Here is a 13,810-nt window from a genome sequence, read left to right as displayed (position 1 = left end):
GTCACCAGCGGGCGGGGCGCCCGCATTCCGAAAACGCCTTGGGGCGCGGGCATCCTGCCCGTCCTCCCCGGACAGCGTCAATTCTTCTTGGCCGCGCCGCCCAGCGCCGAGGCGAAGTCGAAATCGCCGTTGGTCTCGAAGCCGGCGCTGCGCCCGGCCATGCCGGCCAGGAACAAGGTGCCCGACATGCGATAGGCCAGCCCCTGGGCATCGGGAGCACCCAATACCTGACGGACCAGATCGGTGGTCGACACGTGGGCCGTGCCTTCGATATCCGCCTCGCCCAGGCGCGGCACGGTGACCGCCTTGTCGCTGGTGCCCTTGGCGAACCCCTTGCCGTTGACGTCGATGGCGAAGCGCAGGCCGTCGACGCTCATGGGCACGTTGTTGGGGTTGCGCACCCGAAGGGTCACCGCCAGCCGCTGCTCCATCAGCGACACGTCCACCGGCACCATGGAAACCAGCACCACCTCGGGCGGCTCGGCGAATTCCGAGGGCGTACAGGCGGCAAGGCCCAGGAACATCACCAGGGCCGTCAACCACTTCGTTGACATTAAATCTCCTCCACCTCGGTGATGCCGGGGATACTGCGCAGCGTGCCCATGAACTTGGGCGAAAGCGTGATGGTCGACCTGAGGCCCAGTTCCACCTCGCGGTTGTCGGCACGGGTCACGATGGCCACGCGGTTGCGCCCCTTGGCCTCGCCGTTGATCAGTTCGGCCAGTTGCCTGATGGCGCTGTCGTCGGAGATGATCACCCGGATGCCGGCGGCAGCCTTGGCCGCTTCCTGGTCCAGCGACGCGATGCGCTGGCAGGTCATGCGCAACTGGTCCTCCTCCAGCTTGGCGTCCACGTCGATGAGCAGCGGCCCGCCAGCATCGAGCAATTCCCGCGAGGTGGCGAGGATTTCCGAAAAACAGGTGACCTCGAACATGCCCGACGCGTCGGAGAATTGCAGGAAGGCATAGCGCGAGCCCTTGGCCGAGACCCGCTCCTGCTTGGACAGCAGCGAGCCGGCCAGACGCACCCTGCCCTTGCCGCCCGATTGCAGGTGGCGCGGCAGTTCGGCGATCTTCAGCACGTTGAGCCGCTTCATGCTCTTGGAATAGGCGTCCAGCGGATGGGCGGAGAGGTAGAAGCCCACCGCCTCGAATTCCTGGTTAAGCTTCTCGTGCGGCGACCAGTCGGGGCCGCTCTCCAGCTTCAGCGTCGGGGCGTTGGAGCCGCCCAGCAGGCTCATCTGGCTGGACTCCCGATCCTCGGCGGCGCTGGCCGCATAGCGGCAGAGCGTGTCGGCGTTCTTGAACAGCCGTCCCCGATTCCTGTCGAGGGAATCGAAAACGCCGGCCTTGACCATATTCTCCAACTGGCGGCGGTTCAGAACCTTGGAATCCATGCGGGCCGCGAAATCGCCGATATCCTTGAAGCGCCCGCCCCGCTCCCGCTCCTCCACCAGCGACTTCATGGCCGCCTCGCCGACGTTCTTGAGCGCCGCCAGGGCGTAGCGCACGGCGGAACCACCGTCGGGCAGCAGTTCCACCGAAAAGGTGGGCTGCGAAGAATTGATGTCGGGGGGCAACAGTTTGATGCCCAGGCGGTCCAGTTCCTGGCGGAACGAATTGAGCTTATCGGTGTTGCTCATTTCGTAGGTCATGGTCGCCGCCATGAACTCGGCCGGATGGTTGGCCTTCAGCCAGGCCGTCTGGTAGGCGATCAGCGCATAGGCCGCCGCGTGGGATTTGTTGAAGCCGTATTCGGCGAACTTGGCCACCTTGTCGAAGATCATGGAGGCCTGGGCGCCGTCCACGGCCCGCGCCGTGGCGCCCTCGACGAAGGTCTTGCGCTGGGCCTCCATCTCCTCCTTGATCTTCTTGCCCATGGCGCGGCGCAGCAGGTCGGCGCCGCCGAGGGAATAGCCCGACAGCACCTGGGCGATCTGCATCACCTGCTCCTGGTAGACCATGATCCCGAAGGTCTCCTTCAGGATGGGCTCCAGCAGCGGGTGCATGTAGTCCGGCTCTTCCTTGCCGTGCTTACAGGCGATGTAGCGCGGAATCTGATCCATGGGGCCGGGACGGTACAGCGCCACCACGGCGATCAGATCTTCCAGACGGTTGGGACCCATCTTGCGCAGCACGTCGCGCATGCCCGAACTTTCCAGCTGGAACACGCCGGCCGCATCGCCCCGCGACAAGAGTTCGTAGGATTTGGCGTCGTCGAGCGGAATGGCCGACAGGTCGATGTCGATCCCCTTGGTCTTCCTGACGTGCTTCACCGCCGTTTCCATCACGGTCAACGTCTTGAGCCCCAGGAAGTCGAACTTCACCAGACCGGCGGATTCCACCCATTTCATATTGAACTGGGTGACCGGCATGTCGGAACGCGGATCGCGGTACAGCGGCACCAGTTCGTCCAGCGACCGGTCGCCGATCACCACGCCCGCCGCGTGGGTCGAGGCGTGGCGGTACAGCCCCTCCAGCTTCATGGCCAGATCGATCAGATGGGAAACCGCCTCGTCCCGGTCCTTCTGCTCCTTCAAGAGCGGCTCGCTCTCCAGCGCCTGTTCCAGGGTCATGGGATTGGCGGGATTGTTGGGCACCAGCTTGCAGATGCGGTCCACCTGGCCGTAGGGCATCTGCAGCACGCGGCCCACGTCGCGCAGCACCGCCCTGGCCTGCAGCTTTCCGAAGGTGATGATCTGCGCCACCTGGGCATAGCCGTACTTGGCCTGGACGTAGCGGATGGTCTCTTCACGCCGGTCCTGGCAGAAATCGATATCGAAGTCGGGCATGGAGACGCGTTCGGGATTGAGGAATCGCTCGAACAGCAGCCCCCAGCGCAAGGGATCGAGGTCGGTGATGGTCAGTGCCCAGGCCACCGCCGAACCGGCGCCCGAGCCGCGGCCCGGTCCGACGGGAATGTCGTGGGCCTTGGACCACTGGATGAAGTCGGACACGATCAGGAAGTAGCCGGGAAAGCCCATCTGCTCGATAACGTTCAACTCGAACTCGACGCGCTCGCGATAGGGCTTGGCGGCGTGCTCCTTCTCGTCGTCGGTCATGCCGGTCTGGAAGACATGCTTCTCCAGCCGGGCATCGAGGCCCTCCAGGGTCTTCTTGCGCAGCACCTCGGCCTCGGTCAGGCCGTCCATGCGGTAGGGCGGCAGGATGGGCTTGCGCTTGGCGACGCCGAAGGCGCAGCGCCGGGCGATCACCAGGGTATTGTCGCAGGCCTCGGGCAGGTCGGCGAACAGCGCCCGCATCTCCTCCGGCGACTTGAAATAGTGCTCGGGCGTCAGACGGCGGCGCTCGTCCTGGGAGATGTAGGCACCCTCGGCGATGCAGATCAGCGCATCATGGGCCTCGTACATGCCCCGGTCGGCGAAGAACGGCTCGTTGGTGGCGACCAGGGGCAGGTCGTGCTTGTAGGCCAGGGCGACGAGGTCCGGCTCGATGCGGTCCTCCACCTCCAGGCCATGGCGCTGAAGCTCCACATAGCTGCGGCCGGCGAAGGCTCGGGCCAGCCGGGCCAGAACGATCTCGGCCTTCTCCCCCTGCCCGTCGGCCAACAGCCGCCCCACCGGTCCGGCGGGACCGCCGGTCAGGACGATCAGGCCGTCCGAGCGGGTTTCCAGATCGTGCAGCGTCACCTGCGGCGTCTCGCCGGCATCGGTCTCGAGGAAGGCCTTGGACACCAGCTTCAGCAGGTTGAGATAGCCGGCCTCGTTCTGGCACAGCAGCACCAGGGTATCGGGCTCGGGCTTGCGCCCGTCCTTGGAGGGACCGCCATCCTCGCGCCGGATGGCGATCTGGGCGCCGACGATGGGCTGGATGCCCGCATCGGCGCAGGAGGTGGAGAATTCCAGGGCGCCGAACAGGTTGGCGGTGTCGGCGATGCCCACGGCGGGCATGGCCGTCTTCTCGCACAGCTTGATCAGCTGCTTCAGCTTGATGGCACCTTCCGCCAGGGAATAGGCGGTGTGGACACGGAGATGGACGAAATCGGCATGTGCAGGCATGGCGGCGAGAGTACCCTAGTCCGGCCGGCGCGTCACTGCCCGGTCGCCGCCCGCCAGCATTCGTCGAGATGATCCTTGCAGGCGGCCACCACCTCGGAATCCAGCTTGCCCGCGAACACCATGCCGTCCATCAGGGCGGCGATCTCGTCGGCCGAAAGCGGCGCGCGGTACGGCCGGTGCTGGGCCAGGGCCTGGAACACGTCGGCCACCGCGACGATGCGCGCTTCTGGGCACAGGGCGTCCCCGTCCAGATGGAACGGATAGCCGTTGCCCGACAGGCATTCATGGTGAAAGGCCGCCCAATCGGCAATGCCGCCCGGTCCGAAGGCGTGGGTGAGAATCACCCGGGTGTCGAAGGCGTGCCGCGCCATGCGCAGGCGTTCGGCGGCGTCCAGCGCCCCCTGGCGGTCGAGCAGTTCGTCGGGAATGCGCAGCTTGCCGATATCGTGCAGATAGCCGGCGATCTCCAGGCCGCGCTGCGTCACCTCGCCGAGGCCCAGCGCCTTGCCCAGCAGCACCGCCACCCGCGCCACGCCGCTGCTGTGGCATTCGGTATAGGGGCTCTTGCGGTCGATGATGCCGCCCACCACCGCCGCCAGCCGCACCACCGAGGCGATATCGAGCAGTTCGGGCGCTCCCACCGCCATCAAACGGGTCAAGGCCTCCGACAGGACCGGCTCTTCCAGAGCGAACCAGAATGCCTCGCGACGGGCCAGGCGATCCAGCGCCGTCAGCGCCTGTGGGGCGAAGAAGCCACCATGGCCCCTGAGTATCACCACCAAGTCACGCCCGGCCGTGGCGCCCCCCTGCAGCAAGGCGTCGGTGCGGTCCGCCAGACAGATCAGGTTGGCGGCCAGGGCCACGTCATCGGCCACGCCCCGGTTGCACAGATTGGTCCAGGCGGTGTGATGCTCGGCCACCAGGGGAGCCAGCCGCGCCAGTTCCGGCACGGAGGCGAGATAACCGGCGCCGCGCTGGCAATGCTCGACGGAATCGGCCCAGCGGAGCGCCCCCATCAGATCGTGATGCTCGCCGGTGGTGGAGACGCCGCAATCGTGCAGCAGGGCGGCACGCAACAGGGTGCGGATTTCGCCGTTCTCCCAGCCCAATTCCTCGGCGATACGGGCCGCCATCAGCCCGACGCGGCGGGAATGGCCGGTCTTGTCCACCCCCACCAGATCAAAGGCGTCGGACAGGGCCAGGATCAGACGGTCGAGATCGAAACAGATCGGAATCGCACCCATGGATGCCCCCAGCCGATGCCTGTCGTCATTCTACCCTTCGGCGAGCACGGACTCCAGCGGCACCGGATGCCGGCATCACCCTATTGCTCGACCAGCAAGCCCTCGCTCATCTTCACCACCCGATCCATGCGGGCGGCCAGATCGGGGTTGTGGGTGGCGATCAGGGCCGCCACGCCCGAGGTCTTGACCAGACGGATCAGCTCGTCGAACACCCCTTCGGCGGTGTGGGGGTCGAGATTGCCGGTGGGCTCGTCGGCCAGCAGGACACGCGGCCCGTTGGCCAGGGCACGGCAGATGGCCACACGCTGCTGCTCGCCGCCCGACAACTGGCCGGGGCGGTGCTCGGCGCGGGCGTCCAGCTTCATACGGCCCAGCAGGTCCATGGCCCGCGCCCGCGCCCGGGTCCGGCTTACCCCGGCGATCATCTGCGGCAGGATGACGTTCTCGACGGCCGAGAATTCCGGCAACAGGTGGTGGTACTGATAGACGAAGCCCAGATGCAGGCGGCGCAGAAGGGTGCGCTCCTTCTCTCCCAGGGCGCCGGCCGGATTGCCGGCCAGATGGACCTCGCCGCTGTCGGGGCGCTCCAGCAGGCCGGCGATGTGCAGCAGGGTCGACTTGCCCGCTCCCGAGGGGCCGACCAGGGCGACGATCTCGCCCGCCCGGATCTCCAGATTGGCGCCCTTCAGCACCTCCAGGTCGTCCTTGCCCTGATGGAAGACGCGGCGGATGTTGTCCAGCTTCAGACCGTCGCTATTCATAACGAAGGGCCTCCACCGGATCGAGCTTGGCGGCGCGCCAGGCGGGGTAGATGGTGGCGGCGAAGGACAGCCCCAGGGCCATCAGCACCACGGTGACCACCTCGCGCACCTCGACCCGGGCGGGTAGCTGGGTCAGGAAGTAAATCTCGGCGGCGAACAGTTCGCGGCCGATGATGGACTGGATGAACTGGCGGATATTCTCGATATTGCTGGCGAAGGCCACACCCAGCAGGGTACCGGCCACCGTCCCCACCACCCCAACCGAAGCACCGGCCAGGAAGAAGATGCGGAGAATCATGCCGCGCGTCGCCCCCATGGTGCGCAGGATGGCGATATCGCGCCCCTTGTCCTTCACCAGCATGATCAGGCTGGAGATGATGTTGAACGCCGCCACCAGAATGATCAGGGTAAGGATCAGGAACATGACGTTCCGCTCCACCTGGATGGCGTTGAAGAAATTGGCGTTGGCCTGCTGCCAGTCATAGATGGTGACGTTGTTGCCGGCGATGTCCCAGATGGCCTTGCGGGTCTCGGGGACCATGTCAGGATTCTCGACGAACACCTCGATCTGAGTCACCGAATCGGGCATGCGGAAATAGGTCTGGGCGGCTTCCAGCGGCATGAAGATGAAGCCGGAATCATACTCGAACATGCCGACGTCGAAGGTTCCCACCACCCGGTAGCCGCGCATGCGCGGCACGGTGCCGAAGGCGGTGGCGTTGCCCTTGGGCGAGATCAGCGAGACGGAATCGCCGATGCGCACTCCCAGCTTCTCGGCCAGGCGCTTGCCGATCACCACCGCGTCGTCGCCGGCGAAATCGGCGGGATTGCCGCGATACTTCTTCTGGAAGACCTGGCGGGTCAGCAGGTCCTCGGGCCGCACGCCGCGCACGATGGCCCCGGTGCCGCCGCCGGCCGACGTGGCGAAGACCTGTCCCTCGGCGGTGGGGATGACCTTGGTGACGCCCGGCAGCTTGCGGATGGACTCGGACAAAGGGTCGAAGCCGGTGAGCGGCGCGCCCGAACCGTAGACGCCGATATGGCCGTTGATGCCGAGGATGCGGCCCAGCAACTCGTGGCGAAAGCCGTTCATCACCGCCATCACCACGATCAGCGTGGCGACGCCGAGGCCGATGCCGGCCAGCGAGAACCCGGCGATGACCGAGATGAAGCCTTCCTTGCGCCGGGCCCGCAGATAGCGGAACGCCACCATGCGCTCGAACGAATTGAAGATCATGGAACCCCGCGGATCAATCCTGGACGGGGACAATAGGCAATGGCGGCCGGCTTGGCAACGCTACCCGATGCCCCTCGCCCCGCTACCTCACCCCTCGCCTGGCGCAGGCTTCGGCCAGGGCGCGCTGGTCCTCGGACATCAGGGGCTCGTCGTTGAAGGTGAAGATGTTGCGGGCGATGTCGTATTTGATGGTTCCCAGCTTCATCTGGGTCGAATCCAGCCCCTTGGCCGACAACCCGGCCAGGGTTCCCTCGGTCGCCATGTTGGTGTCGGTATATTGCTGGCGCAAGGTGGTGTCCTGCGCCTGCAGATTGGTGAGCGAGGCGGTGTTGGCGGTAATGGCCGAGTTCACCGAGGTGATCTGCGAATTGATGGTGGAGAGCTTGCCGTTGTAGGCGGAATCGATGGCCGACTGCCGCGCCGCCCGGACCCGCAACAGCCCGGCATCCGTCGTCCCGGCCCCGCCGGTATTGGCGATCAGCGCCGCCGTGTCGGCGTTGTAGGTATTGGTCAGCGCCGTCTTCTGGGACGTGAGCGTGCCGAGCTGGGTGTTCAGGGCGGTTCCCTGGGCCTTGGCCGTGGTGATGGCCTGGGTGTTGGCCGCCACGGCGGAGGCGGCTGCCGCCTTGTTCTTGTTGGCCGCCTTGGCCTTGTTGTAGGTCAGCGGATTGATGGTGAGGGGAATCTCCAGCACCTCGGGCAGGATCTTCTTGGCGAATTCCGCCTGCTTCGGATCGGCATCGGCCGAGACCACCGGCTTGCCATGGACGTCGACGCCGGGTTTGTAGGCCACGTCGGCGGCCGGCGTGTGCTGGATCACCCGCGAGCAATCCAGCCTGGAAATGGTGATGACCATGGGACCGGACGATGCGGTTGCCCCCTGCCCTTGCGCCATGGCGGCGGTGGAGGAAAGGCAAAGGGCGGCGGACAGAAACACGAAACGGCGCATGGCCCGGCTCCGAACGGTGGGACGGTATTACCACCACGATGCGCCCCCCGCCGCCCGCCTTCAAGACTTTCGCAGCCACTCGCATTTACGAAATGTTCACAAAGAAATGGGGTGACGGCCGCCAGAATATTTCGTAAAGTGCTCCTCAAGCTCGGCAAACGAGCAAGACATCCGATAACGGTTGCGCCAAAGCGGCTTGAGTGTCGGGAGGAACGTGTCCCAGGTCCGCCGAAAGGCCGAGGCCAGGAACGTAGGATGCGGCAGGATCGCCAAAGGCGATCCTGCCGTTTCCGTTTTCGGATCGTGCGCGATCAGGCCGCCAGACGGGCGCGCAAGCGGGCCAGTTCCGACAGGATCGGCCCGAACACCGCTTCCGGCGCCACCTGCCAGCGCGACAGAAACTCGGCGCGCTGGGCATCGTCCATGGCCTTGGGGGCGCAAGAGGCGAACAGGGCGTCGAATACCAGCAGGAACTTGGCATCGCCGAATTCGTCGGCGCCGCGCTTGCCCTGCGCGGCGGTCACGAAGGCGCTGCCGCCGATGGAGCGGCTGCCCGGCGACGAGTTCATGACGATCATCAGCCAGTCCTTGCGCGGCTCGAAACGCCGGAAGGTCCGGGCGATGGACACCAGCACGCGCTCGCGGATCAGCATGACGTCGGGATGGTGATAGAACGCCTCCCACCGGGTAACGCCGTCGTCTCCCCGCGACACCTCCGCCGCGATGGCGGCGCAACGTGACTGGAGATCGTCGTAGACCTCCTCCCCCAGGATCATGCGCAGCGCCGTGAAGAAGCGGCCGAGATGGGACCGGGTGATCCCCGACGAACGGTCGTCCAGCACATGGGAAAAGGTCTTGGTGACGATCCGGCCGATATAGTTGGTCCGCTGGCCGTCCACCTGCCGCAGGGCGAAGATGTCCTGGCAGGACCGCTCGCTGCTGGCATAGAGATCATCGAGAATCTCGCCGGTCCCGCCGACCACCGTACAGGTCCGCCGGATGACATCCACCGAAACCTGACCGCCGACCGCCTGTTCCTCCAGCAAGCCGGCAAAGACCCTGACGACGGTCCCGGCCGTGTTCCGGCATCGTGACCCAAGATCGTTCTCAGACATCGCCACCCCCACCCGGATAGTGTCGCCCACGGGAGAACTATAGGCACAGGCAAAGCGTCACTCAATACTAATTACAAATTATGAATCCACAGATTACGCAAAGCCGATATGCAGCCACAACTCGGAAACAACCTGCGTCTCCAGGCATTCATTTATCCACAATAACATTATTGACACACTTCGTTTACAGCCCACCGGCATCCTATTTAGAATAGAAAGCCTCCCCCACCTTTTTCCACGGCACATCCAAGCCGTTCAGGCACTGGCAAACCGGGCAATCCTCGCGATGGGAGCCGGGCAGGTAGCCGATGCTCATCAGGAATTCGTTGACCACCTCGCCGCCCATGAAGACGAAATTCGCCTTGAACAGCTTGACCCAGCCGTCCTTGGTCAGCGGATGGTGCCGCTCGATCCAGGCGGCGAAGCTGCCTTCGCGGGCCCGCAGCGCCCGAAGGCGGCGGGCGTTCTCGATGATGGCGTCCAGCTTGCGGCGGTTGCGGATGATGCCGGCGTCATTCAGCAGGCGCTGCAGGTCGGCCTCGCCATAGGCGGCGACCTTGTCCACCTCGAAGCCGTCGAAGGCCGCCACCATGGAGGGGCGCTTCTTGAGCACGATCAGCCAGGACAGGCCGGCCTGGAAGATCTCCAGGCAAAGGCGCTCGAACAATCCGCGCTCGTCGGTGAGCGGAAAGCCGTATTCCCGGTCGTGGTAAGGGCCGTGGAAGGGGTGGCCCGGCGCGACATCGCAATACCAACTCATGGATCATTTCTCCTCGGCCACGCGGCCGCCCCGCCAACCCCGCGTGGCCGAGTAGGGTTTGGTTGGGCGCTACGCCTGTTCCAATTCCACCAGGGTACCGTTGAAGTCCTTGGGATGCAGGAACAGCACCGGCTTGTCATGGGCGCCGATCTTGGGCTCGCCGTCGCCCAGGACGCGGGCGCCGGTGGCCTTCAGCTTGTCGCGCGCCGCCAGGATGTCCTCGACCTCATAGCAGATGTGGTGGATGCCGCCGGACGGATTCTTCTCGAGGAAACCGGCGATGGGCGACTTTTCGCCCATGGGATGCAGCAGTTCCACCTTGGTGTTGGGCAATTCCACGAACACCACCGTCACGCCGTGGGCCGGCTGCGGCACCGGGTCGGAAACCTTGGCACCCAGCGTGTCACGGTAGAGCGCGGTGGCGGCGGCCAGATCGGGCACGGCGATGGCGACATGGTTCAACTTACCGATCATCGGATTCCTCGTCCTTGCTGAAAAAATACATCGCCGACACCTATACCATGCCCGCTGCGTCCCGGCCAAAGGCGATGCGGCCTTTACTCATGACCCGCAGCGGGTTAGGAAGAGGCTGCGCCTGAATTGGGGATGTGGGGGCGAGGCCGTGCCGGAAAACGCCGCGACGAATGAAAACACGGCCGAGGACAAGCCGGGCGCCCAGGATTTCGCGCATATCGGCGATTCCATGTCCACCTGGGCCAAGGTGGTCAATGGGATCGCCCTGGTTCTCCTCCTCGGTTTCTCCGCCCTGTTCGTGGTAGCCATGGGGTCGTTGCCGCGCATCGACGGCCGCCATCCGGTCGCCGGCATCCAGTTGAAGACCACCATCACCCGCGACAGCGTCGGTATTCCCAAGATCGTCGCCGAGACCCGGCACGACGCCTATTTCGCCATGGGCTGGGTCCATGCCCAGGACCGCATGTGGCAGATGGAGGCCCAGCGCCGCCTGGGCGCCGGGCGGCTGGCCGAGATCGTCGGCGAGCCGGGCCTGGCCAGCGACCGCTACATGCGCACCCTTGGACTCTACCGGGCCGCCGAGCAATCGCTGGGGGCGCTGTCGGACCCGACGCGGTCGGCGCTGCAATCCTATGCCGACGGCGTCAACGCCTGGATGTCCTACAACACCCACCGCCTGCCGCCCGAGTTCACCATCCTCGGCGTCAAGCCCGAGCCGTGGACCATGGCCGATTCCATGGTCTGGCAGAAGATCATGGCCATGACGCTGACCGGCAACTGGCAGGACGACATCCTGCGGGCCCGGCTGGCCCGCACCCTGGATGCCAAGCGGCTGCAGGAACTGTTCCCCGCCTATCCCGCCGATGCGCCGGTAACCCTGTCGCCCGAGGGCGGCAAGGCGCTGCTGGACCTGCCCCCCGATACCGTTCGCCCCACCCCGGCCTCCAACGTCTGGGCGGTCGGCGGGGCCCGCACCCGTTCGGGCAAGCCGCTGCTGGCCGGCGACCCTCATCTGGGGTTCCGCGCACCCATCCTGTGGTATCTGGCGGAACTGGAAGCCCCCGATCTCAAGCTGGCGGGCGCCACCGTTCCCGGCCTGCCCTTCCACCTGATCGGGCATAACGGCCACATCGCCTGGAGCTTCACCGCCACCCAGGCCGACACCGTCGATCTGTTCGTGGAGAAGCTGGCGGGCGAATCCGGTTATCGCGCCGCCGACGGCAACCGCCCTTTCCTCACCCGCACCGAGACCATCCGGGTCAAGGGCAAGCCGGATGAGGTGCTGACCGTGCGCGAGACCCGCCACGGGCCGGTGATTTCCGATCTTCTCGCCCAGGGCGTCGCCGGCAAGGACGAAGTGGTGAGCATGGCCGCCACGGCGCTCGGCCAGGGCGACACCAGCGTCCAGGCCCTTCTCCTGCTGAACCAGGCCACCGACTGGACCGGCTTCACCAAGGCGGTCAAGGACGTGCAGGCACCTGTCCTGAACATCGCCTATGCCGATACGAGCGGCAATCTGGGCTTCTTTACCGCCGGGCGCATTCCCATCCGCAAATCGGGCAACGGCACCGTCCCCATGCGCGGCTGGACCGGCGAGGGCGACTGGACCGGCTGGGTGCCCTTCGCCAAGCTGCCCCAGAGCCTCAATCCCAAATCCGGCGTGGTGGTCAACGCCAACAACAAGGTGGTGGGCGACAAGTACCCCTACCTGATTTCCGCCACCTGGTCCGAAGGCTACCGCGCCACCCGCATCCGCGACCTGCTGGGCGAGCGCCGCGGCCTGACCATCGAGGACATGATGGCCATCCAGGCCGATTCGGTGTCGCTGCAGGCCGTCGAGATCAAGGAACTGATGACCGGCGTGGAGTTCAGGAACCAGCGTTCGCGCGAAGTGGCCCAAAAGATCGCCGAGTGGGACGGCAAGGCCGACCGCGACCGTGCCGAGCCGCTGATCTTCGCCGCCTGGCTCAATCGCCTTAACCGCGCCATCCTGGCCGACGAACTGAAGGACTCGTTCCAGGCCTTCGAGCGGGTCCGCCCCCAGGTTCTGGTGGATATCCTGACCCGGCGGCGCCATTGGTGCGACAATGTCGACACCCCCGAGGCGGAAAGCTGCGACGAGCTGATCGAGCGCAGCCTGGACAAGGCCCTGGCCGATCTGGATACCACCTGGGGCAACGACATGAAGAAGTGGCGGTGGGGCGCCGCCCATCCGGCCCGCTTCGAGCATCCCATCCTGGGCAAGGTTCCCCTGCTGGGCGGAATGGCCGATCTGCAGGTGCCCGCCGACGGTGACGACTTCACCGTCTCGCGCGCCGCCTATCGCGTCGAGGACAACGCCACCCGCTTCCCCCAGATTCACGGAGCCGGGCTGCGGGCCGTGTTCGACCTGTCCGATCTGGCCGACAGCCGCTTCGTCATCGCCACCGGCCAGTCGGGCAATCCACTGTCACGCCATTACAGCGACATGCTGCCGGCGTGGAGCGTCAACCGCCTCTACCGCTTCGGGCAGGACAGCAAGCGCTCGGTCCTGATTCTCGAACGGGGACGTTAGACGTTAGAGCGGCGCGCCTCAAATATGAGGCGGGCCGCTCCAGCGGCCGTTGAGGGCGCGGCCAAGGGCGCGGAGGCGCCCGCCCGGCGAGGGACAATGATAAGGCCTATAGCGTGATGCACATTTTGGGCATCACGCTATGGAAGGGGCGTGGCCGGGGATTACACCACGTCGGTGAGGCGCGCTGAAGCCGGGTCCATGTAGCTGCCGCGGAAATAGACCAGCGGGCTGCCGCCCTCCTGGTGCTTGAGCCTGTCCACCTTGCCGACGAAGATCTGGTGGTCGCCGCCGTCGATGACGTTGACCAGCGAGCATTCAAGATTGGCCAGGCATCCCGACAGGATCGGCACGCCGCTGTTCCACTCGGTCCGGACGACGCCCTGCCACTTGTCGTCGGACCGGCTGGCGAAGCGGATGGACAGGTCGCGCTGGTGTTCCGACAGGATGTTGATGGCGAAATGGCCGAAGGTCTTGAAGGCCTCCATGCTGGAGGTGTTGTTACCCAGGCAGAACAGCACCAGCGGCGGGTCGAGCGACAGCGAGCTGAACGCGCTGACGGTAACGCCCACCGGCTCCTTGGCGTTGGGAGTCAAAGTGGTGATCACCGTAACGCCGGAAGCGAAACAGCCCAAAGTCTTACGAAAAGAACGGGGGTCAAGGGACATGAATGGCTCGGCATCACTGGAGGCGGGAATCGA

The 13,810-nt window shown here is 65.6% G+C and carries 11 protein-coding genes; 1 reads left to right on the top strand and 10 read right to left on the bottom strand.

All coding sequences use genetic code 11. The annotated features are described in order from the left end of the window. Nucleotides 1-77: 77 nt before the first annotated feature. The 9 genes from CP958_RS22325 to mce all read right to left on the bottom strand — a co-directional run bounded on the left by CP958_RS22325 (nt 78) and on the right by mce (nt 10,558). Nucleotides 78-554: an LEA type 2 family protein gene (locus tag CP958_RS22325; protein ID WP_096704408.1), complete on the bottom strand. Its 477-nt coding sequence runs from the start codon at nt 552-554 to the stop codon at nt 78-80. Continuing rightward, nucleotides 554-4,018: a DNA polymerase III subunit alpha gene (gene dnaE / locus CP958_RS22320; protein ID WP_096704407.1), complete on the bottom strand. Its 3,465-nt coding sequence runs from the start codon at nt 4,016-4,018 to the stop codon at nt 554-556. Before dnaE ends, CP958_RS22325 begins: the two co-directional genes overlap by 1 nt. A gap of 32 nt (nt 4,019-4,050) precedes the next feature. After that, nucleotides 4,051-5,262: an HD domain-containing phosphohydrolase gene (locus CP958_RS22315; RefSeq protein ID WP_096704406.1), complete on the bottom strand. Its 1,212-nt coding sequence runs from the start codon at nt 5,260-5,262 to the stop codon at nt 4,051-4,053. A gap of 80 nt (nt 5,263-5,342) precedes the next feature. Further along, nucleotides 5,343-6,023, bottom strand: coding sequence for an ABC transporter ATP-binding protein (locus CP958_RS22310; protein ID WP_096704405.1), 681 nt, complete (start codon nt 6,021-6,023; stop codon nt 5,343-5,345). Further along, nucleotides 6,016-7,260 (bottom strand): lipoprotein-releasing ABC transporter permease subunit, encoded by a 1,245-nt coding sequence (locus CP958_RS22305; protein ID WP_096704404.1) that lies wholly within the window; start codon nt 7,258-7,260, stop codon nt 6,016-6,018. Before CP958_RS22305 ends, CP958_RS22310 begins: the two co-directional genes overlap by 8 nt. An 82-nt stretch (nt 7,261-7,342) precedes the next feature. Next, nucleotides 7,343-8,209 carry a hypothetical protein gene (locus CP958_RS22300; RefSeq protein WP_096704403.1) on the bottom strand — a complete coding sequence of 289 codons (867 nt, stop codon included), beginning with the start codon at nt 8,207-8,209 and terminating at the stop codon, nt 7,343-7,345. 311 nt (nt 8,210-8,520) lie between these two features. Beyond that, nucleotides 8,521-9,324, bottom strand: coding sequence for a hypothetical protein (locus tag CP958_RS22295; protein WP_141400615.1), 804 nt, complete (start codon nt 9,322-9,324; stop codon nt 8,521-8,523). A gap of 202 nt (nt 9,325-9,526) precedes the next feature. After that, nucleotides 9,527-10,084, bottom strand: a complete 558-nt coding sequence (locus tag CP958_RS22290) for a DNA-3-methyladenine glycosylase I (protein WP_096704401.1) — start codon at nt 10,082-10,084, stop codon at nt 9,527-9,529. 69 nt (nt 10,085-10,153) lie between these two features. After that, the gene (gene mce / locus CP958_RS22285; protein WP_096704400.1) at nt 10,154-10,558 is read right to left on the bottom strand and encodes a methylmalonyl-CoA epimerase; all 405 of its coding nucleotides are present in this window, start codon (nt 10,556-10,558) and stop codon (nt 10,154-10,156) included. A 148-nt stretch (nt 10,559-10,706) separates the two neighbouring features. On the opposite strand from mce, the gene CP958_RS22280 reads away from it, so the two are divergent. Beyond that, nucleotides 10,707-13,112, top strand: a complete 2,406-nt coding sequence (locus CP958_RS22280; RefSeq protein WP_242443070.1) for a penicillin acylase family protein — start codon at nt 10,707-10,709, stop codon at nt 13,110-13,112. Nucleotides 13,113-13,273: 161 nt separating this feature from the next. On the opposite strand, the gene CP958_RS22275 is transcribed toward CP958_RS22280, so the two are convergent. Then, the gene (locus CP958_RS22275) at nt 13,274-13,777 is read right to left on the bottom strand and encodes a flavin reductase family protein (protein WP_096704398.1); all 504 of its coding nucleotides are present in this window, start codon (nt 13,775-13,777) and stop codon (nt 13,274-13,276) included. Between the last annotated feature and the right edge of the window lie 33 nt (nt 13,778-13,810).

This window comes from Magnetospirillum sp. 15-1 (genome assembly GCF_900184795.1).
GTDB lineage: Bacteria > Pseudomonadota > Alphaproteobacteria > Rhodospirillales > Magnetospirillaceae > Phaeospirillum.
This window is presented reverse-complemented; position numbering and strand designations above follow the sequence as displayed.

Bases quoted from the DNA above. Each gene is read 5' to 3' on its own strand.
- CP958_RS22325 (WP_096704408.1), bottom strand. From the start codon at position 554: ATGTCAACGAAGTGGTTGACGGCCCTGGTGATGTTCCTGGGCCTTGCC.
- dnaE (WP_096704407.1), bottom strand. From the start codon at position 4,018: ATGCCTGCACATGCCGATTTCGTCCATCTCCGTGTCCACACCGCCTAT.
- CP958_RS22315 (WP_096704406.1), bottom strand. From the start codon at position 5,262: ATGGGTGCGATTCCGATCTGTTTCGATCTCGACCGTCTGATCCTGGCC.
- CP958_RS22310 (WP_096704405.1), bottom strand. From the start codon at position 6,023: ATGAATAGCGACGGTCTGAAGCTGGACAACATCCGCCGCGTCTTCCAT.
- CP958_RS22305 (WP_096704404.1), bottom strand. From the start codon at position 7,260: ATGATCTTCAATTCGTTCGAGCGCATGGTGGCGTTCCGCTATCTGCGG.
- CP958_RS22300 (WP_096704403.1), bottom strand. From the start codon at position 8,209: ATGCGCCGTTTCGTGTTTCTGTCCGCCGCCCTTTGCCTTTCCTCCACC.
- CP958_RS22295 (WP_141400615.1), bottom strand. From the start codon at position 9,324: ATGTCTGAGAACGATCTTGGGTCACGATGCCGGAACACGGCCGGGACC.
- CP958_RS22290 (WP_096704401.1), bottom strand. From the start codon at position 10,084: ATGAGTTGGTATTGCGATGTCGCGCCGGGCCACCCCTTCCACGGCCCT.
- mce (WP_096704400.1), bottom strand. From the start codon at position 10,558: ATGATCGGTAAGTTGAACCATGTCGCCATCGCCGTGCCCGATCTGGCC.
- CP958_RS22275 (WP_096704398.1), bottom strand. From the start codon at position 13,777: ATGTCCCTTGACCCCCGTTCTTTTCGTAAGACTTTGGGCTGTTTCGCT.